Source organism: Kosakonia sp. H02 (assembly GCA_030704225.1).
Classification (GTDB): Bacteria; Pseudomonadota; Gammaproteobacteria; order Enterobacterales; family Enterobacteriaceae; genus Kosakonia.
Genome location: CP131915.1, coordinates 1,769,073 through 1,794,059, shown reverse-complemented (window position 1 = coordinate 1,794,059; position 24,987 = coordinate 1,769,073). Strand labels below are relative to the sequence as shown.

19 protein-coding genes are annotated in these 24,987 nt (G+C 54.7%); 4 read left to right on the top strand and 15 right to left on the bottom strand.

Annotation, left to right across the window (positions count from 1 at the left end):
- The first annotated feature begins 100 nt into the window (after nucleotides 1-100).
- The 3 genes from asnS (at nucleotide 101) to Q5705_08470 (ending at nucleotide 4,610) form a co-directional block, all read left to right on the top strand.
- Entirely contained in the window at nucleotides 101-1,501 is a 1,401-nt protein-coding gene (gene asnS, locus Q5705_08480; GenBank protein ID WLI78562.1) for an asparagine--tRNA ligase, read from the top strand.
- A gap of 614 nt (nucleotides 1,502-2,115) precedes the next feature.
- Nucleotides 2,116-3,234 carry a porin OmpF gene (ompF, locus tag Q5705_08475; GenBank protein WLI78561.1) on the top strand — a complete coding sequence of 373 codons (1,119 nt, stop codon included), beginning with the start codon at nucleotides 2,116-2,118 and terminating at the stop codon, nucleotides 3,232-3,234.
- Between the two features lie 185 nt (nucleotides 3,235-3,419).
- Nucleotides 3,420-4,610, top strand: a complete 1,191-nt coding sequence (locus Q5705_08470) for an amino acid aminotransferase (GenBank protein ID WLI78560.1) — start codon at nucleotides 3,420-3,422, stop codon at nucleotides 4,608-4,610.
- A 42-nt stretch (nucleotides 4,611-4,652) separates the two neighbouring features.
- On the opposite strand, the gene Q5705_08465 is transcribed toward Q5705_08470, so the two are convergent.
- The 7 genes from Q5705_08465 to cmoM all read right to left on the bottom strand — a co-directional run bounded on the left by Q5705_08465 (nucleotide 4,653) and on the right by cmoM (nucleotide 15,295).
- Nucleotides 4,653-5,300 (bottom strand): MBL fold metallo-hydrolase, encoded by a 648-nt coding sequence (locus tag Q5705_08465; protein ID WLI78559.1) that lies wholly within the window; start codon nucleotides 5,298-5,300, stop codon nucleotides 4,653-4,655.
- A 26-nt stretch (nucleotides 5,301-5,326) separates the two neighbouring features.
- Nucleotides 5,327-5,875: a YcbK family protein gene (locus Q5705_08460; GenBank protein ID WLI78558.1), complete on the bottom strand. Its 549-nt coding sequence runs from the start codon at nucleotides 5,873-5,875 to the stop codon at nucleotides 5,327-5,329.
- Nucleotides 5,876-6,064: 189 nt separating this feature from the next.
- A complete protein-coding gene (gene ldtD / locus Q5705_08455) occupies nucleotides 6,065-7,867 on the bottom strand; it encodes a L,D-transpeptidase (protein WLI78557.1) in 1,803 nt (600 codons plus the stop codon).
- 185 nt (nucleotides 7,868-8,052) lie between these two features.
- Entirely contained in the window at nucleotides 8,053-12,501 is a 4,449-nt protein-coding gene (mukB, locus tag Q5705_08450; GenBank protein WLI78556.1) for a chromosome partition protein MukB, read from the bottom strand.
- Nucleotides 12,501-13,205, bottom strand: coding sequence for a chromosome partition protein MukE (gene mukE / locus Q5705_08445; GenBank protein ID WLI78555.1), 705 nt, complete (start codon nucleotides 13,203-13,205; stop codon nucleotides 12,501-12,503). Before mukE ends, mukB begins: the two co-directional genes overlap by 1 nt.
- Nucleotides 13,186-14,508: a chromosome partition protein MukF gene (gene mukF, locus Q5705_08440; GenBank protein ID WLI78554.1), complete on the bottom strand. Its 1,323-nt coding sequence runs from the start codon at nucleotides 14,506-14,508 to the stop codon at nucleotides 13,186-13,188. Before mukF ends, mukE begins: the two co-directional genes overlap by 20 nt.
- Nucleotides 14,501-15,295 (bottom strand): tRNA uridine 5-oxyacetic acid(34) methyltransferase CmoM, encoded by a 795-nt coding sequence (cmoM, locus tag Q5705_08435; protein WLI78553.1) that lies wholly within the window; start codon nucleotides 15,293-15,295, stop codon nucleotides 14,501-14,503. Before cmoM ends, mukF begins: the two co-directional genes overlap by 8 nt.
- Nucleotides 15,296-15,413: 118 nt before the next feature.
- On the opposite strand from cmoM, the gene elyC reads away from it, so the two are divergent.
- The gene (elyC, locus tag Q5705_08430) at nucleotides 15,414-16,193 is read left to right on the top strand and encodes an envelope biogenesis factor ElyC (GenBank protein WLI78552.1); all 780 of its coding nucleotides are present in this window, start codon (nucleotides 15,414-15,416) and stop codon (nucleotides 16,191-16,193) included.
- Here the strand turns inward: elyC and Q5705_08425 are convergent.
- From Q5705_08425 to ihfB, 8 genes are all read right to left on the bottom strand, one after another.
- Nucleotides 16,170-17,063, bottom strand: coding sequence for a YcbJ family phosphotransferase (locus Q5705_08425; GenBank protein WLI78551.1), 894 nt, complete (start codon nucleotides 17,061-17,063; stop codon nucleotides 16,170-16,172). The genes elyC and Q5705_08425 overlap by 24 nt on opposite strands.
- Nucleotides 17,064-17,197: 134 nt before the next feature.
- Nucleotides 17,198-17,947: a 3-deoxy-manno-octulosonate cytidylyltransferase gene (gene kdsB / locus Q5705_08420; GenBank protein ID WLI78550.1), complete on the bottom strand. Its 750-nt coding sequence runs from the start codon at nucleotides 17,945-17,947 to the stop codon at nucleotides 17,198-17,200.
- Nucleotides 17,944-18,126 carry a protein YcaR gene (gene ycaR, locus Q5705_08415; GenBank protein WLI78549.1) on the bottom strand — a complete coding sequence of 61 codons (183 nt, stop codon included), beginning with the start codon at nucleotides 18,124-18,126 and terminating at the stop codon, nucleotides 17,944-17,946. Before ycaR ends, kdsB begins: the two co-directional genes overlap by 4 nt.
- A gap of 53 nt (nucleotides 18,127-18,179) precedes the next feature.
- Nucleotides 18,180-19,409, bottom strand: a complete 1,230-nt coding sequence (locus Q5705_08410) for a winged helix-turn-helix domain-containing protein (GenBank protein WLI78548.1) — start codon at nucleotides 19,407-19,409, stop codon at nucleotides 18,180-18,182.
- 45 nt (nucleotides 19,410-19,454) lie between these two features.
- Nucleotides 19,455-20,432 (bottom strand): tetraacyldisaccharide 4'-kinase, encoded by a 978-nt coding sequence (lpxK, locus tag Q5705_08405; GenBank protein WLI78547.1) that lies wholly within the window; start codon nucleotides 20,430-20,432, stop codon nucleotides 19,455-19,457.
- Entirely contained in the window at nucleotides 20,429-22,177 is a 1,749-nt protein-coding gene (msbA, locus tag Q5705_08400; protein WLI78546.1) for a lipid A ABC transporter ATP-binding protein/permease MsbA, read from the bottom strand. Before msbA ends, lpxK begins: the two co-directional genes overlap by 4 nt.
- A gap of 36 nt (nucleotides 22,178-22,213) precedes the next feature.
- Nucleotides 22,214-24,478 (bottom strand): ComEC family protein, encoded by a 2,265-nt coding sequence (locus Q5705_08395; protein WLI78545.1) that lies wholly within the window; start codon nucleotides 24,476-24,478, stop codon nucleotides 22,214-22,216.
- Nucleotides 24,479-24,695: 217 nt separating this feature from the next.
- Nucleotides 24,696-24,980 (bottom strand): integration host factor subunit beta, encoded by a 285-nt coding sequence (ihfB, locus tag Q5705_08390; protein ID WLI78544.1) that lies wholly within the window; start codon nucleotides 24,978-24,980, stop codon nucleotides 24,696-24,698.
- Nucleotides 24,981-24,987 lie beyond the last annotated feature (7 nt).

Here is a 24,987-nt window from a genome sequence, read left to right as displayed (position 1 = left end):
TTCTGCTTGTCTGATAGCGCTCGCCAGGTAACATAGGTAATCCCTCCCGTTCCGGGCGGACAAGTGTTTATTTTTCCCGACTATTAATAGAGAGAATATTATGAGCGTTGTGCCTGTAGCCGACGTATTCCATAGTCGCGTAGCCGTTGACAGTGAAGTCACCGTACGCGGATGGGTGCGCACCCGCCGAGATTCTAAAGCTGGTATCTCCTTCCTCGCCGTTTATGACGGCTCCTGCTTTAATCCTGTACAGGCCGTTATTAATAATTCTCTGCCCAATTACAATGACGAGGTATTGCACCTGACAACCGGCTGCTCCGTTATTGTCACCGGCAAAGTCGTGGCCTCACCGGGTGAAGGCCAGAGTCTGGAGATTCAGGCAACGTCGGTAGAAGTGACCGGCTGGGTTGAAGATCCCGATACCTACCCGATGGCGGCAAAACGCCACAGCATTGAATATCTGCGCGAAGTCGCCCACCTGCGCCCGCGCACTAACATTATTGGCGCGGTTGCCCGCGTACGTCATACGCTGGCGCAAGCGCTGCACCGCTTCTTTGATGAGCAAGGCTTCTTCTGGGTTTCCTCGCCGCTGATCACCGCATCGGATACCGAAGGCGCAGGCGAAATGTTCCGCGTTTCTACGCTGGATATGGAAAACCTGCCGCGCACCGCGCAGGGAAAAGTCGATTACGATAAAGATTTCTTTGGCAAAGAAGCGTTCCTGACGGTTTCCGGCCAGTTGAACGCCGAAACCTATGCCTGCGCACTTTCTAAGGTTTACACCTTCGGCCCCACTTTCCGCGCGGAAAACTCCAACACCAGCCGCCATCTGGCCGAGTTCTGGATGCTGGAGCCGGAAATCGCCTTTGCCAACCTCGACGATAACGCCCGTCTCGCGGAAGCGATGCTGAAATATGCCTTTAAAGCGGTGCTAGAAGAGCGTCTGGACGATCTGAAGTTCTTTGAAGAGCGTGTGGATAAAGATGCGATTGGCCGTCTGGAGCGTTTCATCGCCGCAGATTTCGCGCAGGTGGATTACACCGACGCGGTTGCCATCCTTGAAAAATGCGGTGAGAAGTTCGAGAACCCGGTGTACTGGGGCGTGGATCTGGCTTCCGAGCATGAACGTTACCTGGCGGAGAAACACTTCAAAGCGCCGGTGGTGGTGAAAAACTACCCGAAAGATATTAAAGCGTTCTATATGCGCCTTAACGATGACGGCAAAACCGTCGCGGCGATGGACGTGCTGGCACCGGGCATCGGTGAAATCATTGGGGGTTCTCAGCGTGAAGAACGTCTCGATGTGCTCGATGCGCGTATGGCAGAGATGGGTCTGAATAAAGAAGATTACTGGTGGTATCGCGATCTGCGTCGCTACGGCACCGTACCACATGCGGGCTTCGGTCTCGGCTTCGAACGCCTGATTGCCTACGTAACCGGCGTACAGAACGTGCGTGATGTGATTCCATTCCCGCGTACACCGCGTAACGCAACCTTTTAATTACACGTATCAGGTTGCACGTATCAGGCCAGCGGCTCCGCTGGCCTTCTCGTATTCTTTCCTGTCAACTTTCGTTAACAATTTTTCGACATCGCCATTTGGCTTCCCGCTTTAATTACCCTTCTTTGCATATTTTTACGCCAGAAACAACTCTGCACAAAAATCACACTTGTGAATATTACCGAATATTTCATTCAGTCAACTAGCACATTTGGATAAAAATCACACAGCAATCCAGATGGCTAAACGCAAATATAAGAAAATCACCAATGAGAATCATTCCTGGATAAGCAAAGCCTTTATCTTAATTAAATATAAGTAATTCATATAAATAGGATTAGAAGCGGTCATTTTGTCAGCAGTGAGTTCGGAACTTTGAGATGGTTCACAAAGTTCCGTTAAATTCACAATATCTTACACAATATTTCTTTTTGTTACTCCTTTAAGACATTTGTAGCACTTTCAGGCTAGCGAAACGTTTACATGTTTGGAAAGATGCCTTTCAGACACAGAAAGACACCAAACTCTCATCAATAGTTCCGTAAATTTTTATTGACGGAATTCATTGGCGGCAGTGGCAGGTGTTCAAAAAAAACCAATGAGGGTAATAAATAATGATGAAGCGCAATATCCTGGCAGTGGTTATCCCTGCCCTGCTGGTAGCGGGTGCAGCTAACGCTGCTGAAATCTATAACAAAGACGGCAACAAAGTAGATATCTACGGTAAAGCTGTTGGTCTGCATTACTTCACTAAAGATAACGGTACAAACGGTTACGCTGGTAACGGCGACAAAACCTATGCTCGTCTGGGCTTTAAAGGCGAAACCAAAATCAATGACCAGCTGACCGGTTACGGCCAATGGGAATACAACTTCCAGGGTAACAACTCTGAAGGTGGCGACGCTCAGACTGGTAACAAAACCCGTTTGGCATTTGCTGGCCTGAAATTCGGTGACGCTGGTTCCTTCGACTACGGTCGTAACTACGGTCTGGTCTACGATGCACTGGGTTACACCGATATGCTGCCAGAATTCGGTGGTGATACCGCCTACTCTGACAACTTCTTCGCAGGTCGTAACGGCGGTCTGGCTACCTATCGTAATAGCAACTTCTTTGGTCTGGTTGAAGGCCTGAACTTCGGCGTACAGTATCTGGGCAAAAACCAGCGTGCCAACGCTTACACTGTTGACGACGAAACTGGCGCCGACAACCTGTCAACAGTTCAGAAATCCAACGGCGACGGCTGGGCTACTTCTGTAAGCTATGATTTCAACGGATTCGGCATCGTAGGTGCTTACGGTGCAGCTGACCGTACCAATGCACAGCAGAATGCTGACCTGCTGGGTCACGGTGATAAAGCTGAACAGTGGGGCACTTCTGTTAAATATGATGCGAACAATCTCTATCTGGCAGCAACTTACAGCGAAACCCGTAACTCTACTCCGATCCCTGGTGGTTTTGCTAACAAAACTGAAGACGTTCTGTTAGTTGCTCAGTACCAATTCGATTTCGGTCTGCGCCCGTCTATCGGCTACACCAAATCTAAAGCAAAAAATGTTGAAGGCATCGGCGATGTAGAGCTGATCAACTACTTTGAAGTTGGTGCGACTTACTACTTCAATAAAAACATGTCCACCTATGTTGATTACATCATCAACCAGATCGATAAAGACAATGCGCTGGGCGTAGGTTACGACGACACCGTTGCAGTGGGTATCGTTTACCAGTTCTAATCAGTCCCCTCGACTGTTATATGCATATCAAACAGGGCTTAGGCCCTGTTTTTTTATGTCTGCGGTATAACGGCTTAAGAGTTTTGAAAAGCATCGCGCTTTTTATCGCAAACGGTTGGCAATTCCCGTGGCAGCCGTTAACCTGATAGCGGATTTCCCTTCTGTCATCAAAATGGAACCTCGTCATGTTTGAGAATATTACCGCTGCCCCTGCCGACCCCATTCTGGGCCTGGCCGATTTGTTTCGCGCCGATGAACGCCCTAATAAAATCAACTTAGGGATTGGTGTCTATAAAGATGAAACCGGTAAGACGCCGGTACTGACCAGCGTAAAAAAAGCAGAACTTTATCTGCTGGAAAATGAAGCCACCAAAAACTACCTCGGCATCGACGGTATTCCTGAATTTGGCCGTTGCACGCAAGAACTGCTGTTCGGCAAAGGCAGCGCCATTATCAATGACAAACGCGCGCGCACTGCGCAAACCCCAGGCGGCACCGGTGGCCTGCGCGTCGCGGCAGATTTCCTCGCCAAAAACACCTCTGCAAAACGCGTCTGGGTCAGCAACCCGAGCTGGCCAAACCATAAAGGCGTCTTTAACTCTGCTGGCCTGGAAGTGTGTGAATACGCTTATTACGATGCGCAGAACCACGCGCTTGATTTTGACGGTCTGCTGGCCAGCCTGAACAACGCCCAGGCCGGCGACGTGGTGCTATTCCATGGCTGCTGCCATAACCCGACGGGTATTGATCCGACGCTTGAGCAGTGGGAAATGCTGGCGAAGCTCTCTGTTGAGAAAGGCTGGCTGCCACTGTTCGATTTCGCTTATCAGGGTTTCGCTCGCGGTCTGGAAGAGGATGCGGAAGGTCTGCGGGCGTTTGCCGCGCTGCATAAAGAACTGCTGGTTGCCAGTTCGTTCTCAAAAAACTTTGGTCTCTATAACGAGCGCGTGGGTGCCTGTACGCTGGTGTGTGCCGATGCGGAAAGTGCCGATCGCGCCTTCAGCCAGATGAAAGCAGTGATCCGCGCCAACTACTCCAACCCGCCTGCGCACGGTGCGTCTGTGGTTGCCACTATTCTCAGCAACAGCGCCCTGCGTGCTATTTGGGAACAGGAATTGACCGACATGCGCCAGCGCATCCAGCGTATGCGTCTGCTGTTTGTGAATACCCTGCAAGAGAAAGGGGCCAACCGCGATTTCAGCTTTATCACCCGGCAGAATGGGATGTTTTCCTTCAGCGGCCTGACCAAAGAGCAGGTTTTACGTCTGCGTGAAGAGTTCGGGATTTACGCCGTGGCTTCCGGGCGTATTAACGTCGCGGGCATGACACCGGATAATATGTCGCCGCTGTGTGAAGCTATCGTCGCCGTGCTGTAAGGCGCGAAAAAGTAAAAGGGTCGCTAAGCGACCCTTTTTTATTTACCACACCGATTGTTCATCTTGCAGGAACGGGTTATGTAGCCGCTCATTGCCCAGCGTTGAAAGAGGCCCGTGCCCCGGAATAAAGGTCACATCATCCCCCAGCGGCAGCAATTTGCGTTTGATGGAATCAATCAGCTGCGCATGGTTGCCTTTCGGGAAATCGCTGCGCCCAACGCCGCCTTTAAACACCACATCGCCAGAAATCAACAGACGCGACTGCGCATCGAAGAAAACGATATGGCCCGGCGTATGCCCCGGACAGTGCAGGACTTGCAGGCTAACCTTGCCGACCGTCACGCTGTCGCCTTCATTTAACCAGCGATCGGGCGTCAGCGGCGGGCACTCGTCTAAACCAAACATACGGCTCTGAGCAGGTAAACCTTGTAGCCAGAACTCATCTTCTTTTTCCGGGCCGATAATCGGCACACCATAATGCTGCGCCAGCTCGGCTGCCGCGCCCACATGATCAAGATGACCGTGGGTAAGCAGGATTTGCGTCAGCGTCACACCAGACGCATCCACTTCCTGAATAATGCGTTCTGCATCGCCGCCGGGATCGACCACAGCCGCAAGTTGCGTCTGCTCACACCAGATAAGCGAACAATTCTGGGAGAACGCGGTAACCGGAATAATACGATAGTTCATACTGCTCCTGTAGCTCAGCCTGAGATTTACCAGTGCCTTACCGGCCCGGTGTCAATATGCACAAAATTGCTTTTGGGGTAGTATCCTACACCACCGGAGCGCAGAGATAACGCAGCTTTGCGAATATTACTCAGAGAAATCCCTTCGATATGGAAATCCATCGCCTGACCTTTGGTATGGTAGCTCTGTTTGGCCACGCCGCGGCTGTGCGCGCGAAGCTCATTATTGGTATCAAGAGAACGGTAACCAGAGATCAGCTGCACGGGTTTGCGGGTTCCCAGCAGCCCCTGCAAGCGAAAAAGATGGTCGAACAACTGAGGATCAATGCTTTTGATTTTATTCGCGCGGTAATCACGGAAAAAATGGTTCAGCTTTGCTAATTCTTCCTGAATATAGCCTTTACCATCAAAGAACTCAGCTTTAATAGATTCTCCGGTATTCAGATTATTGAGCGTCAGAATACGCGGGCGCGGCGTGGAAAGAGTGGCAAATGCCTGTGTTGGTAGGATGGCGACACCGAGAGCGGCCCCACCCAACGCCAGCAATTTGCGGCGATTAGCGTCAAATTTATCCATGATAATCAGGTCTACAGATAAAACAGAATTGAACGTTATTTATGCACTTCTTTAGCGCACGAGAGGCACCTTACCGGGCAACAAACGCCACGTCAAGGCTGCCTCATCCCAGCAAACTCCGGCTCTGTAGACTGAAAGGCCCGATATTTGCCTGTTCATACGACAGCAGAATGTCGCAAACTGCTTCATTTACCTGATTAATTGTTCAGCTTTTGCCAAGATTTGTGCGCCCGATCGCGCTGTCAGGTCGTAATTGTAAATATCTGTACGGTATTGTGTGCGTCCATCCGTTCCGACAAACGCCGTCAAATAATAGAGATTGACCGGAATATCATGGCGAATATTCACGTAACGGGTTTCGCCCTGCTTTAACGCGTCGGAAATCCGCGCATCATTCCAGCCCGCATCCTGCAACAGCATATTGGCCAGTTCGGACGCTTTATTGACCCGCACACAGCCAGAACTCAGCGCCCGCGCCTGTTTCTGGAACAAGTTATGGTTCGGTGTATCGTGCAGGTAGATTGCATCGGAGCTTGGCATGTTGAATTTATACCGCCCTAACGAGTTCTGTACGCCTGGCGCCTGCTGGAAACGGAACGGTAAGTTGGTCGGCGTAATCGTCGCCCAATCAACCATCGCCGGATCAATCGCCTCTTTGCTGTTCCAGCCGCGCAGCACGGTGTAACCGTGGCGTTCGAGATAAGTGGGGTCATTCCAGACTTTCGGCAAAATATCTTTGCGCGCCAGCGTCGGCGGCACATTCCACGGCGGGTTCACCACCACATTATTCAGTGCGCTGCTCATCATCGGCGTTTTACGATCCGGGCGACCGACAATCACTCTGGATGCCAGCACCTGGTTGCCGTTGAGGTAATAGACCAGGGAATATTCCGGGATGTTAACCATAATGCCGGTGGAAAGCGTGGCGGGAAGCAGGCGCAAACGCTGAATATTCAGCGCCAGTAAACCCGCTCGCTGCGCCGGGCTGACGTTAAGCCAGTCTCGGGTTCCCTGACCAATCACGCCATCGGCATGCAGCCCTTGCCAGGCCTGGAAGCGCTTAACCGCGTCCACCAGCGTACGATCGTAGGCCGCGCGTACCGGCTGCGTTTTCTTCGCAGGCTCAGCCGAAGGACTCACCGCGACGTTATCGCCGGGAAGTACGATATCCGGCCCGCCATCCAGCATCCCGGTGCGCTGTAGAATCTCACGCAATGCCGGAACATCTTTGCTCCACTGTCCCGGACGTAAAGAGGCCGTGCTGGTGATTTGCGGCCATGGGCGGGAATCGGCTACCAGCGCCAACAAGGATTGATGCATCGCGGCATACTGCGGATGATGCGGCGCAAGGCTTGAGATAAAGCCCGGCAGCGAACCGTTATCCAGCGCCGTTTGCCACTGATTGATAACAGAAATGGCGGGCGTCGCCAGAGTGTAAGGTTTATCGCTATAAAGCCAGCGCTGGCCTTTTGCCTGGATACCGGCAACAAAATGCAGATACCCCATCATCGCGTCAGAGAGCACAACATCACGCGCTATGCCGGTTACCCCAGGATCGGTTAACAACTCAACCCAGGTGGTAAATTGCGGCTGAAAACCGGCAATCGCCACTTCTGCCAGTTGTTGTTGAAATGCCTGCACTGCCTCGCGGTTATCCCACATCGGATGCTGCCCGCGCGCTGCATACAACGACGATAGCTGATCCATATAGACGGGCGTCCAGTTGGCAGGCAACTGTGACTGTAACTGGCTACGCACGTCAGCGATGTTGACGCCTGCCGGGAGTGGCTTAACGCCGATCATCATGGCGGTCGCCGGAGATTGTTCCAGCGGCTGCGGGAGCAGCGTTGGTTGATCGCCCGGCGTTGCCGAGGTATCTACCGGGACAATTTCAGGCTCATCGGCCTGGGCATTAAACAGCGGAGCGAATGCAAATGCCAGGCACAAACTCAACGCTGACATTCGACGACCATACGACTTCATAAGCAACATCCCTTGTCCCCTGTTTCTTTCACATTGCATGTGACGGACCGTCACCTTTCTCTCAGTATATAAAGACAAAAAAGCATTTGCCTTCCCTAATGTAAAGAAGTTTAAAGATTAAACACCGGCTGGCAATCATTTTTCAGAAAACAAAAAGAGCGGCATCTCTGCCGCTCTTTGACTGTGTGCTGCCGTTACGATGCGTCTGCCGTACCGGGCAGCGTTTCCGGAAGCTGAGCGGCAAATCCGCGCAGCCCGACAACGTGCACATGCTCATGATTCTGCACGACTTTACGCACCAGTTTGTACGTGGTGCCTTTTTCCGGGCTGATATTTTCCGGTGCCGCGATAATTAACTGCATCTCCAGACGCTCGCACAGCTCAAACAGCGTGGCGATTGAACGGGCATCAAGGCGCGCCGCTTCATCCAGGAACAGCAGGCGGCATGGCGAAATATCCTTACCGCGCAGTCGACGGGCTTCATCTTCCCAGCTCTGCACCACCATCACCAGAATCGACATCCCGGTACCGATAGCTTCCCCGGTCGACAATGCGCCGGATTCCGCACGCAGCCAGCCGTCGGAGCCACGGTTAACTTCCACTTCCATCTCCAGATAGTTGCGGTAGTCCAGCAGCTCTTCACCAATGGTTTGCGGCGTGCGCTGCCCCATATCGATTTGCGGGTTCAGGCGCTGATAGAGTTTCGCCAGCGCTTCCGAAAAGGTCAGGCGGCTGCTGTTAAACAGATCCTGATGCTGCTCATGCTGTTCAGAGAGCACCGTCAACAAGGTGGCATGGGTTTCCCGCACGTTCACATTGAGGCGCACGCTGTTCACCTGGCCGAAGGAGACGCTTTGCAGCCCCTGGTTCAGCATGCGGATACGGTTCTGCTCACGCTGGATGGTTTTCCGAATAATATTCGCCACGCTGCGGGAGCTGATCGCCAGTTTTTGCTCGCGGGAAGTCAACTCTTCGGTCAGACGGCTGAGTTCAATCTCCATCTGCTCGATAGCTTCGACCGGATCATCGGTGCGAATAATATCCTGGCGGATACGCTCGCGCAGATGCTGATACACCGCGACGAAGAACTGGATTTTACGTTCCGGGCGTTTCGGATCTTCCGACAGGCGTAGCACGTCGCGCAGATGTTCGTTATCCGCCACCGCCAGGCGCAGCGCACCAAGGGCTTTATCCGACATGGAACGCAGTTCGTCGGCAGAGAGATACGCCAGCTCGCGGCGGTGCAGACGGCGTTCAACGCCATTGTCTTTCACCATGCGCATCACCGCGCACCAGCCGGCTTTCGCCGTCACCACCTGCTCACGCATTTCATGGTAATCGCGCTCCAGACGGCGCAATTTACGCGTCAGGTTATCCATCTCTGCTTCGCAGAAGGTAATGGCTTTCTCGAGCTGGTTACGACGCGCACGGTTGCCGGAAAGCTGCGCATGCAATTCGTCGCGGCGAATACGCGCCCGCTCTTCCGCACCGCCATCGGCGCGAACACCGATATCCTGCAACTCTTTTTGCAGGTCGTTGAGCAGCTCTTTTTTGGTATCGAACGAACTTTTCAGCGACGCCAGCACCTGGTTGTACTGGCCGAATTGCGCGGCATGGCTGCGCATCGCTTCACGCGCCCGGGTACGTTCCGCTTCCGCCTGCTCCAGACGCTGGCGCAGCTTCTCGTTGAGATCGTTATTGCCGTTGAACATTTCAGCCGAATCGGAGTAGCTGAAGTGCGCCCGTCGCTGAACCACTTCCGCCAGCGCAAAGGCCTGCTGGCGAGCATCACGCTGTACCTGCTGGGAAGCAGCGTAATCGGCTTTTAATTGTTCAAACTGTTCCGGGTCGCTTTGCAGCACGGAGACCACCGGTTCGAGTTTCGCCAGTTGGTTACCAAACTGCTGAATGAATCGCGCGGCTTCCTCGGCTTCATCCAGGCGTTCCCGAATTTCGTCAACGCGATCCGCCAGCGTGTCATCAGCCAGCAGATTCACACGCGGCAGCAGGCGGTTAAGCTGGGCCACGCCCTCTTTCGCCTGTTCAAACTGCACGCGGTTTTGCTGGTTGTCGTTTTCATGATTGCTGATAGCGCGTTCCAGCTCGCCACGGCGGCTGTTCAGCGTGCGGATTTCTGCTTCCGGATCGTCGTCAAAAGCAACGGCCAGATGGCTGCCGATAAAGCGGCTGAATGCCTGATGCAGGCGCTGGGTTTTCTGCACATCGAAAGAGAGTGTAGCGAAACGCTCCGCCAGTTCTTCACGCTCGGCGTGCAGGCTTTCGATGCGGCTTTCTCGCGCCGCGCGGCCAAACAGCGGCAACGTCGGGAAGCGGGAGTAACGCCACTGGCGATCGGCGATTTTCACCACCACCGCTTTTTCCAGCTCATCAACGCTAAACACGCTGTCATCGAAGGATTGCGGGTCCCCTTCGATCAGATAGAGATCTTCCGGGCACTCTTCAAGCCCTTCCAGCATCTCAGAAACCAGCGACAGATCCGGCACTACAATCGCGTGACGCGACGGGCCATACAGCGCCGAGTAATACGGCGCATCGTCGATGCTGACATCGTCATAGATTTCCGACAGCAGCACGCCGCCAAAACGCTCTGCCAGCGCATTCAGACGCGGGTCTTCCGCACCGCCAGGCTGGCTTAAACGTTCGATCTCTTCATCGACCAGACGCTTACGTGCGCCGATTTCGTCACGCTCAACAATGGCTTCGCGTTCGCGCTCCAGCAGTTGTTGCAGATATTCCGTGACATCCTGGCTGGACTCAAACTGCTCGCCGCTCTGCTCGCACAACTGCGACAGGCTGCTTTGTGCCGCCAGCCACACCGGCGCGCGTTTGGTCAGGGTCTGAATGCGCGACTGCAACTGCTCCAGCTCCTGGCGCAGCGCCATGCGCTGTTCGCCTGCGGCGGAAACGTTGTCAGAAAGCGCGGCAATTTGCGCTTCCAGCTCCTGATGCAGCGCTTCCAGCTCTTCGGCGTCAATCTGTTTGCCCTGGCGCTTGCAGAACTCGGCCAGCAAACGTTCGGCTTCCTGCTGTTCGCGCAGACGCTGTTCCAGTTCGGTCAGGCGCATACGCAGCGGCTGAACCTGCTCCGCCAGATGGCGCTGATTAACGCCATCGCGCAGCAGCTCACGCGCCACGCTCCAGGCTTCGTTACGCGCCAGCGGGCCATTAATGGACGCCACCAGTTGATACGCCTGCTCAAACTGGCTATGTGCGGTTTGTGAAACGCTTATCTTTTGATCCAGCGACAGCAGGTTTTCCGTCGCTTCTTGCTCTTTGGCCTGGAAAGTTTCCAGCCATTCGTCGGCGCTTTCCGGCGTCAAATCGGGCAGATGACACAACGCTTTCGCCCGTTCCAGCGCCTGTAACGCCTGGTTGTACTGAATGGCGCGGGTTTGCTGGACGTCGAGAGCCTGTTGATAATCGGCAAGCTGGTTTTTCAGCTCATCCACTTCAAGCTCAGCGGCTTCGGCGCGGGCTTCGTTATCTTCCTGGCGTTCGGCGGCTTCGGCCACCACTTCATGCTGCTCTTCGAGACGGATTTGTAACTCTTCCAGATCCGTTTCATAGCGCTCAATTTTTTCCTGCTGACGCAGCGCGGTTTGCACCAGGTTCAGGTGGTCGCTGGCGGCCTGATAATCCGCTTCCAGATCCCCTTCTGCACCGGCATGTTCCGAGAGCTCACGCGCCATATCGACATGTTTGTACTGCTCCGCCGCCAGTTGCTGGCGCGAGGAGAACAGATCGCGGCGATACTCCAGCGCTTTATCGAGATGCACCCGGCGCTCGTTGGCGTGGCGCATATAATCCGCCGCCACATAGTTGGTGGCTTCGCTGATCAGATGCTTAAACAGATCACGGTCGGACTGGGTGACGCGAATCGCTTCCAGCGTCATACGGTTTTCGCGCAGCGCCGCTTCCATATCCTGGAACGCTTTACGCACACCGCTGTTTTCCGGCAATAAATAGTCGCGCAGAGAGCGGGTAATGGCGCTGGAGATCCCGCCGTACAGCGAGGCCTCAATCAGGCGGTAGAACTTGCTACGATCCGAGGCGGATCGCAGACGACGCGCCACAATGCCCAGATCGAACATCAGCGCGTGGTAATCGGTAATGGAGTTGAACTGCTTGAACTGCACGCCTTCCATCGCATCGAGCTTGTCTTTCACTTCCTGCAATGACAGCACGCGCGCCTGGCGCTCATTCAGTGTCTCTGTCAGCAGTTGTGTCGGCAGCACCGAGGTAGGTAGCCCCTGAATGGCAAAGGGTTTGATATCCACTTTGCGATCGCGACCCGCAACCTGCTGCAAACGCACGCCCACCAGCACCCTCTGGTGGCGGGAGTTGATGACATCCAGCACCGAATAACAGACGCCGGCTTTCAGCTTACCGTGCAGGCCTTTATCGCGGGAGCCAGAGGTTGCGCCTGCTTCGGTGGTGTTACGAAAGTGCAGCAGCGTCAAATCGGGAATAAGCGCCGTGACAAACGCAGCCATGGTGGTCGATTTCCCGGCACCGTTACCGCCAGAAAGGGTGGTAACCAGTTCGTCCAGGTCAAAGGTGCGGGCAAAAAAGCCGTTCCAGTTAATCAGCGTAAGCGAACGAAATTTACCGCGATCAATCATTACTCTTCCTCCGAGCTATCCGGCTGATTATCTTCTGGCTCATCATTGAGTTGCAGATGGTTTTCGACAGGCATCGCTTCGCCGTCGCGGATCATACGCAGTTGCGCTTCACGCGGGTCGTCGCCCGAGCGCACGTCCGCGCCAAAGCGGAACACCGATTCGGTGATGCGGAACTTGCTGCTGTCGTTACCCATAAACCAGATCATGCCGAGACGGCGCAGGCGGTTTAACGAAGAGCGGACTTTTTCCTGAAGCTTCTGGCGGTCCAGATCGGAACCGGTAGAGCGGTTGTTAACCAGCTTCAGCAGCTTCGGTTCATCGGCCAGCGACATCAGCTCGTCGTATAGCTCCTGCTGGGTAAAAATCCCTTCGTTGGCCAGGCGTTCAGGGCTGAGATAGAGATAACAGAGAATTTTGCCGACCATCATATCCAGTTCAGAGAGCACTGAACGCGGGATCAGGGTGGTGGAACGCGGACGCAGATAAAAGAAGCCTTCCGGTGCGCGGATAAGTTCGACGTTATAGCGCGCGTAAAACTCTTCCAGATATTCCTGAAAATCCATCAAAAAGGCGTGATTATCCAGCTCGTCAAGGCCGATATGTCTTCCTGAACGCAATGCGCTGTCCAGCGCCGGAAAGAGCGAGTTTGCCAACGCCTGTGCCAGTTTAACCGGCATCACTTGTTCAATATTTGTCGATGACATGCGCCTGTACCTTGGCTCCGTAATCATTAATCGGCTGCCATTTCGGTGGCAGTCCGGTGAAATCTGCTTGCGCTACGCCGAGACGTACCGCCTGATCAACCACGATGCGCGCGATGTCAAAATGACGTACACGCGGATATTGCGCCAAATATTCGCGGGCCACGAGACCGAGATCCAGCGGCACACCTTTGGTTTTATAAATCGCCAGTTGCTGCTCAATAAGCGCCGCGAGTTGCTCGCGAATTTCGTTAAACTCTTCGAACTCCAGATCCGGCGGCAGCTCGCCGGTGACTTCTTCGTCGCGCAGCGCCATCTCTTCATCACGCATATCCAGCAGCCTGTCGGCACTGGCGTAGGTTAGCGCCCAGGGTGCATCAAAATAGGTCTGCACCGACTGGCGCAAACGCTGCGCAAAGACGCGGTTTTTATCCATATCGATAGCGGTACGGATAAATTTGTGTACGTGGCGATCGTAACCAATCCACAGGTCTATAGCCTGCTGGCCCCAGCTGACAATGCGGTCCAGCTTGCTTTGCAGGTTGAACACCAGTTGATCGAGGAACTCCAGGTCGTCGCGGCCCAGCGTCGCATCCTGAATGCTCAGTAAATTGGTTTGCAGCTTATCGCCAGCGGCATCCAGCGTATCCTGAAGCTCGCGCAACGTACCGGAGGTTTCTGACAATAACAGCTCACAACTGGAAATGGCGGCGCGCCAGTCTTTGTTCAGCAACTGCGCTATATCGTCTTTTACCTGCTGCTGTTGCTCGTCCATCACCCGCTGGGTCAGATCGATACTGTCGAAAATCTCCGCCACGGAATATTTCAGCGGCGCATAGACATTACGGTGCCAGTGAAACTCATCGCCGCCCTCTTCTGCCGCATCGGCGGCGCGTTTCAGCTCACTCGCCACAATCGACAACTGCATTGAGAGGCGCAGCGTGGAAAACTCACGCTGGCGAATATAGTAATCCGTGATGCCAATACCCAGCGGTGTCAGGCGGTAGATGGCATTGCCTTCTGCCAGTTCGCTGGTAAAGCGGTTCAACAAACGCTGGCGCACCATATCGTTGATGGCGTTGTTAGCACGCTGGGTGATGGTTTCGCTGGTTTGCTCAAACGCCTCACTGACGTGGCGAAAGGCATCGACCAATTCGCCTTCGCTCATTTCCCCATCCAGACGCTCACCGTTAAGGGTGGCAACGGCCAGCAAAAAAGAGAGCCTGTCGACCGGCAGCGAGATGGAGAAATCATTTTTTCTGGCCCAGGCAACCAGTTCGGGGACTGTCTGGGAAAATTCACTCATCGTTTGTCCTTCCATCGATTTGCGGCTTAACTGCTGTCACGTGAATATAACGGCCGAGACTGATATACGGCTCCTGGCGGCAATAGCGCGTTTCGAGTTCGAGTAATGTGTCAAAACAGTCATGCTGTTGGTGCTTTTCACGCAGGTAATCGTGAAAGACACGCACCCCGGTTTTGCCGGTAATTTGCCAGCCGATCTGCTCAAGCCAGCGGTAAACATCTGCGGGCGCGCGCGGATAATCCGGGGAAAGGGTGCGTTTTTTTCGTTTCGGCATACCGGCCTGAACGTAGTCAAAATTCCCCGCCACCATGTTGTGCATCAGTAAACCGTCGGCGTTGTAAAACATGAGCGACAACGCACCGCCCGGTCTTAACACCGACCATAAGGTTTGCAATACGGTAATGGGTTCAGCAACCCATTCAAGAACCGCATGAAACAATACCAGATCAACGGGCGATTCTAAATGTTCTGCAACGTCCTGAGCGGGGCATTGTACAAAATGCATGTTACCGCTCACACCTTTCTCATTTGCCGCAGTTTGCGCACGCGCAATCATGGTTTCCGACACATCGCATAACGTCACGCGGTGGCCCAATTGCGCCATGCGGATCGCCGTTTGTCCCTCTCCGCCGCCTGCATCAAGCACGTGAAGTGGGGCGCGATCCATTTTCGCCAGCAATATATCAAGATCCTGCCACAGGATCGCCTGACGCAGCTGACCTTTCGTGGTGCCGTAGATATTGCGCGAGAATTTCTCCGCGATATCGTCGAAATTTCGATCCTGCATGGATGCTCCACGCTCCTGGCAAAACCGCTATTTTGTCACAGCCGTGCCGATAATGAACCCATCTGGTGTAAAATCCGCTGAAAACGCCTGCTGTATGGTCAAAAAGGAGACGAAAACGGTGCTTTTTACGCTCAAAAAAATCGTCGGCGGCTTGCTGCTGCCGCTGCCATTTTTGCTTTTGTTAATCGGTTTGGGAATTGTGCTGGTCTGGTTCAGCCGCTGGCAAAAAACCGGCAAAGTATTCATCAGCGTCGGGTGGTTGGTTTTATTGCTTTTAAGTGTGCAACCCGTGGCGGATCGTCTGTTAAAACCCCTTGAAGATACCTACCCCACCTGGCATGGAACAGAGCCGGTGAAATACATCGTGGTACTCGGCGGCGGTTACACCTGGAATGATGCCTGGGCTCCCAGTTCCAATCTGATCAGCAATAGCTTGCCGCGCCTGAATGAGGGGATCCGCCTGTGGCGCGCCAATCCCGGCTCGAAACTCATTTTTACGGGCGCAGCCGCGAAAACGAACCCGGTAAGTACCGCAGAAGCTGGCGCACGGGTGGCGGAAAGCCTGGGCGTACCGCGCAGCGATATCATCACGCTGGATAAGCCTAAAGACACCGAAGAAGAAGCCGCTGCGGTGAAACAGGCCATTGGCGATACGCCATTCCTGCTGGTAACGTCGGCGGCGCATCTGCCACGGGCAGTTATCTTTTTCCAGCATGTCGGGCTGAAACCTCTACCGGCACCGGCAAATCAGTTGGCGATCGACTCACCGCTTAACCCGTGGGAGCGCGCGATCCCTTCCCCGGTCTGGCTGCTGCACAGTGACCGGGTAGGTTATGAAACGCTGGGGCGGATCTGGCAGTGGCTGAAAGGCAGTTCAGACCAGCCAGGGGAGCAGTGATTTCGAGGCCAGATCGAAGTTGGCGCGGTTGAAACGCCCGGTATTGACCAGCTGCGCCACTTCATCCCAGAGCAGATACAGCCAGCGCCGCCAGAGGAAAGATTCCGCTACCGGCGCGTGCTGCAAATAGTGCCACAGCAATCCTTCCGCCTGCGGCCCTTCCACCAGACGAAACAGTTCATACTCGCGCGGTGCCCACAGCATAATGCCGGGGCCAACCATCGCCAGTAACTGATCGCTACGGGCATCTTTGAGCATGCTGCGCAGATTGAAACTGCCGTGCACCAGCACGCAGTTATCATTAAAACCATCAAACAAGGCGGGCAGGCATTCACGGGTACGAAACAGCATGCGTTTATCCTGCATCGTTAGCCCGGTGTTTTGATATTGATTGAGCGTGGTCCACAGCACTTCCATGCGCTGACGATACCAGGAGGGCCAGATATTTTCCTGCGTGCTGTCGACGGTGCCGACACAACCGTGGCTGTCCTGCCGGTGCCAGGCCAGTAGCGCTTCGACGATTTGATCTTTGAGCTGTTCCCAACGCTCTGGTGTTCGCGCGGGCGCTTCAACAGGCACGCCGCGCAGGCGTTCTATAAGCAATACATCGGGTCCGGGGTGCTCTTCGTGTGTCATCACGCCGTAGACCACCGGCATACGCACTGTGCCGCCGCGCGCCAGCATTGACGTCTTCCAGGCAAGCTGTCGCGCCAGCCCCGGCGTGGTGAAACATCTCGCCAGCAGCGGCATCGGGTTTCCCTGGCTGTCGTACAAAGACCAGAGTGCAGAATCAGGCTTTTCGCTGACGCACTCCATGCGGCTTAATTTTTCCCCCAGCAAATGACTTAATTCGGCCCGGAGTTGTTCCATAGCAGATTGCCCCTACAAAGACGACTGCTTTTATAATGAGCGCCTCGGACATATCTGTCACCCTGATGAGATCAAAACAGCATGAATATCTGGCCGGAAACGGCAAATCCCCCCCGGGCGGAGGGGATGAGGAATTAACGCAGTTCCTGACGGACGCGTTCAAGATCTTCGGGCGTATCAACGCCAGTGCCCGGCACGACGCTTGCCACGTCGACGTGAATTTTCTCGCCGTACCACAACACACGCAGTTGCTCGAGCATCTCGATTTGCTCCAGCGGGCTGGTTTGCCAGCTGACATAGCGGCGGATAAACCCGGCGCGATAGCCATAAATACCGATATGGCGCAGAAACGTATCGCCAATTGTCTCGCGCGAAAGGGCAAAGCGATCGCGATCCCAGGGAATGGTGGCGCGGGAGAAATAGAGCGCATAGCCTTCAGCGTCCATGACCACTTTCACCGCATTCGGGTTAAACGCCTCTTCGGCGCTGTGGATGGGAACGGCCAGCGTGGCCATACCGACATCGTGGCGCGCGGCGAGGTTTTCAGCCACCTGGCGAATGATAGCCAGTGGGATCATCGGCTCATCGCCCTGCACATTAACAATGACGGTGTCGTCGCTAAAGCCGCATTTTTCCACGACTTCGGCAAGGCGCTCCGTCCCGGACTGGTGATCGGCACGGGTCATACAGACTTCACCGCCAGCCGCCTCTACCGCACGCATCACATCTTCATTGTCCGTGGCGACGATAATACGCTCAGCACCGGATTCACGGGCGCGCTCCAGAACATGTACAACCATTGGTTTGCCGTTGATATCCACCAACGGTTTGCCCGGTAAGCGCGTTGAGGCGTAGCGCGCAGGGATGATAACAACGAAGCTCATGGACGACTCTCTTCCGCAGTTAATGAGCGAGCTTCAGTTTCCAGCAGCACCGGAATGCCTTCCCTTACGGGAAAAGCAAGGTTATCGATTTTGCAGATCAGCTCTTGCTTATCCTGGGTGTAGTTAAGTTTGCCGTTACAAACCGGGCAGGCAATTATTTCGAGTAAACGGTGATCCATCTTTCCTCCTGATACACCGACGTTGAACGGGTTGAACTCATCATATGCATTTATTACGCCGCGTCTACGTCGAGCCCGGCGCGGAGATCTGTAAAAAGCCCCTCTGGCAGACGGGAAAAAGTGACGCGTTGCGCTCCCTGCCAGCGTGCAAATTCGGTTATTGCGCTTTGTAACCCCTTTTCCAGTGAACGTCCAGGTTTGATCCCCTCCTCCAGATAAAGGGCAATGACCTCCAGCACGCTCTCTTTGCGATGCATTTTGGCATCCATACGCCCAACCAGACGGCCACGATGCAGCAATGGTAGAACAAAATAGCCGAATTGCCGTTTAGGGGCTGGGGTGTAGCACTCCAGCCGGTAGCTGAAATCAAACAGTTGTTCCGCACGTTTACGATCCCAGACCACCGGATCGAACGGAGAGAGTACGGCGCTGTGGGTCGCGGTGAGTTTGTCGGCTTGCGCCTGCTCCAGCAGCGGCAGCAAAGAGACATGCAGCCAGGCCGGGCCCAGTTGCTCAACATTCACCGGGAAAATCTTTTGCGCCTGCTGGAGTTGCTCCAGCAACAGCGGCAATGCGGGCTGGCGCAGGCGGTAATAATCTGCCAGCCACTGCGCACGAAAAAGCCCCAGGCTGCGGGCGCTGTTTTCCAGCATCACGGTTTCCGCCTCTTCTTGCGAAAGCAGGTCCCGTGCATCGTCCCAGTGCGGCATTACCTTGTGCATCAGGTCGTAAACGCGCTGGAAATTACGCCGTTCAACCACCATCACTTTTCCGGCGGTAAACAGCCCTTCGAGATGGCGCTTATGCGGTTTCCACTCCCACCAGCCACTGGCCCCTTTTCGTGGATGCGCAAAGTCAGCGGAACGTACCGGGCCATTTTGCTCGATATGGGTAATAAGCTGCTCAATCTCGCCAGCGTGCTGCTGCATCCACTCTTTGCGGTACTTCCAGCCCATTTTATCCGGGGCCAGCATACGGTGACGCACCAGGGCAAAGTCCTCTCGCGGCAGGAAACAGGCTTCGTGCGCCCAGTACTCCATGAGTTCGCCGTTACGCAGAGCGTCATCAAGCCAGTGTTGGGGAAAGGCCCCAAGACGGCTGAACAGCACCAGATAAGGGCTGCGGGCGACGATATTGATGGTATCAATTTGCAGCAGCGACATGCGCCGGATAGCCGACAGGATATCGTCTGGTTTAGCGCGCCGGGCGGGCTTGCGCAGTAGCCCCTGGGCAGCAAGATGTAAATGGCGAGCAGCGGTCAATGAAAGTTGCGGCACAGACATAGGAGTTCCTGTTTAGTGAACAGGGCGCAGCCGATGCAGCCATCGTCAACGCACCAGAGTGAGCAATTCCAGCAGTAGCTTTTCCACCTGTTGACCTTCAAGCTGCGCATCCACAGGCAAATACCACCAGTTATCCTGAGCAAAAGAACGACATTTGACGGCGTCTTTTTCGGTCATCACCAGCGTCTGGCCCGGCGTCACCAGCGCCTGGACATCCGCCAGTGTAAGTGACTGGTGATCGGCAAGGGCAACGGTTTGTAGCAAGCTCGCCCTGCATTCAGCGAGGGTAGCAAAAAAACGCGGCGGATGACCGATACCGGCCATAGCGACGATATTCGCCAGGTAACGCACCTCCCGACGCTCGCCCGTTACCAGGTTGACCGCCAGGCCAGGGCGCAGACGCATCGGGATCTCGCCCAAGCGGGCTTCGCCGCCGTTGGTTATCACCGCATCTACGCTTTTTAAGCGCGACGCACGCTCACGCATTGGCCCGGCAGGCAACCACCAGCCATTACCAAAGCGCCTGACACCATCAATCACGACGATCTCTTTGTCGCGGGCCAGCCGGTAATGTTGCAAGCCGTCATCGGTTACGATTATCTGCACCGGATGCTGGGCCAGAATCGCGCTCACCGCATCGCTTCTGACAGGGGAAACCGCCACGGGCGCACCAGTGCGTTGATAAATCAGCACCGGCTCATCGCCCGCCTGTTCAGTTGGCGTCTCTGGCGTCAGCAGCAACGGATAACGTTCCGCTTTACCGCCGTAGCCGCGGGATACCACCCCAACGCGAATACCGCGCTGTTGTAGCTGTTCCACCAACCAGATAACCACCGGCGTTTTACCATTTCCGCCTGCCGTCAGGTTGCCGACAACGACCACCGGAACGGGCGCGCGCCAGGCTTTTTTCAGACCGATACGGTAAGCAAAACGAATAATGCCGCTCACCAGGCCATAGAGCCAGGAGAGCGGCAGCAACAACAGCCACAGCGGGGATTCACCGGACCAGATGCGTGCGATCATTCGCCAAACTGCATCTTATGGAGTTGCGCATATGCGCCACGTTGAGCCAGAAGCTCTGCATGGCTACCGCGTTCAACGATGCGACCATCTTCCACGACCACAATTTCGTCGGCCTGTTCGATAGTCGACAGTCGGTGGGCAATCACCATTGAGGTGCGGTTTTTCTGCAACTCACTCAGCGCCGCCTGGATTGCGCGTTCAGATTCTGTATCCAGCGCTGACGTGGCTTCATCGAGGATAAGGATCGGGCTATCGCGCAGCAGTGCGCGGGCAATGGCGATACGCTGACGTTGACCGCCAGAGAGCAGCACGCCGTTTTCGCCAATCATCGTATCGAGGCCGTTATCCATCTTATTGATAAAGTCGAGGGCGTAGGCCATTTCCGCTGCGCGCTCAATCTCCTCGCGGCTGTACTGTTCAGTACGCGCATAGGCAATATTGTTCGCGACAGTATCATTAAACAGATGCACGTTTTGCGAGACCAGCGCGACCTGATCGCGAAGCGACGTGAGTTTGTATTCACGCAGGTCGTGGCCATCCAGCAGGATCTGCCCTTCATCAATATCGTAAAAACGCGTAATCAGGCTGGCCATGGTGGTTTTACCCGAACCGGAACGCCCAACCAGCGCAACGGTTTTCCCAGCCGGCAGCGTCAGATTGATATTGCGCAGCGCCGGCGCTTCACGCCCAGGGTAAGTGAATGTGACGTTGCGAAATTCAATATCGCCACGGGCGCGGTCAACCACCAGCGTGCCTTCATCTTTTTCCTGCTCGCTATCGAGAATGGCAAACAGGGTCTGGCAGGCGGCCATGCCACGCTGAAACTGGGCATTGACGTTGGTCAGGGATTTTAACGGACGCATCAGGGCGATCATTGAGGAGAAAACCACGGTGATGGTACCGGCAGTTAATGTCTCCATCACGCTCGGGAAGCTGGCGGCATACAGCACAAACGCCAGCGCCAACGAGGCGATAAGCTGAATAATCGGATCAGAGATGGAGGAGGCAGAAACCATTTTCATCCCCTGCAAACGCATCCTGTTGCTGACCTTGTCGAAGCGGCTCGATTCCACGTCCTGGCCGCCAAACATCAGCACTTCTTTATGCCCTTTCAGCATTTGCTCCGCACTGGTGGTCACCTGCCCCATGGTGTTCTGCATATTTTTACTGATGTTACGAAAGCGTTTGGAAACCACGCGAATGGCGATGGACACGATAGGTGCCAGCACAAGCAGGATGATAGAGAGCTGCCAGCTGTACCAGAACATCATAATGAACAGGCCGATGATCGACGCGCCTTCACGCACGACGGTAATCAACGCGCTGGAGGAGGAGGAAGCTACCTGTTCCGAATCGTAAGTGATTCGCGACAGCAAAGTACCGGTGGACTGCTTGTCAAAGAAGGTAACCGGCATCCCCATCATGTGGCTGAACAGGCGGCGGCGCATGGTCATCACCACTTTGCCGGAAACCCAGGAGATGCAGTAACTGGAGATATAGCTGGTGATACCGCGCAGGATCATAAGCCCAATCACCACCAGTGGCATCCACAGCAGCACTGAGCGGTCGGTTTTACCAAAACCATCGTCCAGTAAGGGTTTGAGCAGCGATAGCATGAATGTATCGCTGGCTGCGTTGAGAATTAACGCTACCCCCGACACGATCAGACCCGCTTTGAAAGGCGCGATAGTTGGCCATAGTCGGCGGAAGGTCTGCCACGTAGAGAGATCTTTGTCGTTATGCATTCAAAAAACCAGCACTTGTTGAAATAGCCGCATATTCTACCCGTTATCGCTGGGGACGCCAAACCACTGATGATACCAACGAGGTAAAACTTGATCCCGTAAGCTATGGATTTCCCAGCCATGGGGCGTAAAAGAAACCGTTATCTGACCCTGATGGGGCGTGTCATACCACTGATAACCATTCTGCCGGTAACGTTTTATGACCTTCGCGGAAGGCAAACGCCACGCGTTGTAACGCGAAGCAGATGCCAGTGCCGCCTGGGCGCCAACCCGCTGCACAAAAGGCAATGTCGATGAGGTATTGCTGCCATGGTGAGGCACCTGCACAAGTGTAGATGGCAAATGCGTCCAGTAGCGGCTAAGCATCGCCATTTCGCTCTGCGCTTCGATATCGCCCGTCAACAGCATGCTATAGCGGCCATCATCCACTTTAACCACGCACGAGCGATTGTTACCCTGCACCTGCGATCCGCTCAGTGGCCAGTGCGCGGTGAAAGTTAGCCCTTGCCATTGCCACTGTTCTCCACGAAAACAGGGCTTATGCCCCGTCCAGCCGAGCGAACTTCGCACCCACAACCCCGGCCAGTTTTTTAACAATGAAGCTAGCCCACCGCGATGATCAAGGTGTTCGTGGCTGAGGATAATTCCCTCGGGTTGTAATGCATGCCAGCGCAACCAGGGGGTGATCAATTGCTGACCACTATCGCCACCGGGCCAGCCGACGCCGGTATCATACAGGACCGCTTTGCCGTTACGTTCGATGACCATTGCCAGCCCCTGCCCTACATCCAGCATATGTACTGACCACTCACCCACACGTTCTGCACGCCACAGCGGAAATGCCAGCAACGTCAGGCCAGCCAGACAGATGGCAGGCATTGAGCGCCATAAACGAAAACGCACAGCAACCAGCAATAGCCATGGAGCCCAGGCCAGCCACTGCCATCGCGTATCGACATTCAGCCATCCCGGCGGTAACCCGCGTAAGAAGGTAAATAATAGTGCCAGACTTTGGTCAGCCAGAGACCAGCACATCTCTTGTAAAAGCAGTGGCCCGGTGAGATGAAGCAGCATCCCCAGCAAGATAAGCGGCACGGTTACGAAGGTCACCAGTGGAACAGCAACCATATTTGCCACCATCGCGCTCAGACTGATGCCATGGAAAATCGATAATTGTATCGGCAGTAATAGCAGCATCATTCCGGCCTGCAAATGCAGCAGATTGACCGCACCCTGCCCCAGCCTTGAGCGCAGTTTTATCGGTGTGGGCAGCCATTGATACCAGAACAGTAGCGCGGCAACGGCAAATGCCGACAGCCAGAGGCTATAAGACAGTACGGCGAGTGGATCGCTAAACAGGATCGCCGCTACGCAGCATAACCAGACTTGCCAGGGCGACCATAAACGCCCGGAAAGCCGCAACGTTGCCCAAACGGAAAGCGAGATAGCCGTGCGCAGCGCAGGCGGTTGTAACCCGGTAAGCCAGGCGTAACAAACCGCGAACGCCAGACCGGTTAACAAGGGTAAACGCCAGTTGATGCCATAGCCGGGAAAGACACACTGTACACCTCTGACAAAAAGCCAGCCCAACATTGCCGACAGCGCAATATGCAAGCCGGATATAGCCATTAAGTGGGCCGTGCCCGTTTGGCGCAGAATATCTTTGACCTGGCTATCCAGGGTTGCACGCTCTCCCATGCCCAGCGCCAGAATGACGGGCCACCACTGCCGGGAAGCCAGCGAAGAGGTCAGTGATTGCAGGTATTCAGCGCGCCAGCTACAGCGGCCATCTTGCAACTGAGCATCGATAATGCGCCCGGTGAGCGGTTGATGTGATGCCAGGGCATAACGCTGCGAATCAAAACCGCCCTCGTTGAGCTGCCCGTGAACCGCTCGCGCCCGAATGGTCATCGCCCAGCGCTGCCCCGTGCATACCGGTTCTGGCAAATATTGTCCGTAAAGGGTAATGCCTGGCGATGGCAATAGCCGTTTGCCATTCAGATGGGTAATTTTCCCCTGATGCCGGGTCATGCTGTCGGTGTCGGTAATAACAATTTCAACCTGCCGGTGTGCTCCCGGCAGATGCTGGGTTGGCCAGAGAGCCTGCATCGCTGCCAGTACTCCCCACGCGAAGGCGAGCAAAGTAAACCCGATATACCGCAGAGCTGTCCAGCGTAAGCATGCCAGCGAACACCCGCAGATAATGACGCCCCAGATGCCCCACAGGTTCGGTAACGCAGGTAGCCAGACCAACGGCAAGATACCGAGCGTAATACACGCGGCCAGAGCTGGTAATGTCATTCTCACCTCCATGTTGTGCGGGCAGTATGAAGCACAGCGGTGAGGTAATCCGGTGGGTATTTGGCTTTTTGCGGCGCAGGCTGGTCACTTCTTTCTTTGTTACACGGCAGCGGCAAATTTGTGCGAAGCGGGTTTGAAAACTGCGAGGAGGCAGAAACGAAAAAAGCACCCCCGAGGGTGCTCTTTCGACGATTAAACGTTAGCGGTTCGCTAAAATTTATTCATAAATATTGGCGCGGTCACGTAATTCTTTGCCCGGCTTAAAGTGCGGAACGTATTTTCCTTCCAGATCCACTTTATCGCCTGTTTTGGGGTTACGCCCGGTGCGAGGTGCACGATAGTGCAGGGAAAAACTGCCGAAACCGCGGATCTCAATGCGCTCTCCCTGGGCAAGAGTAGAGGCCATATGCTCCAGCATCTCTTTAACAGCATCTTCCACAGCCTTAGCCGGAATATGCGATTGCTGGCTTGCAAGTCTTTCGATCAATTCTGACTTGGTCATGATTCCT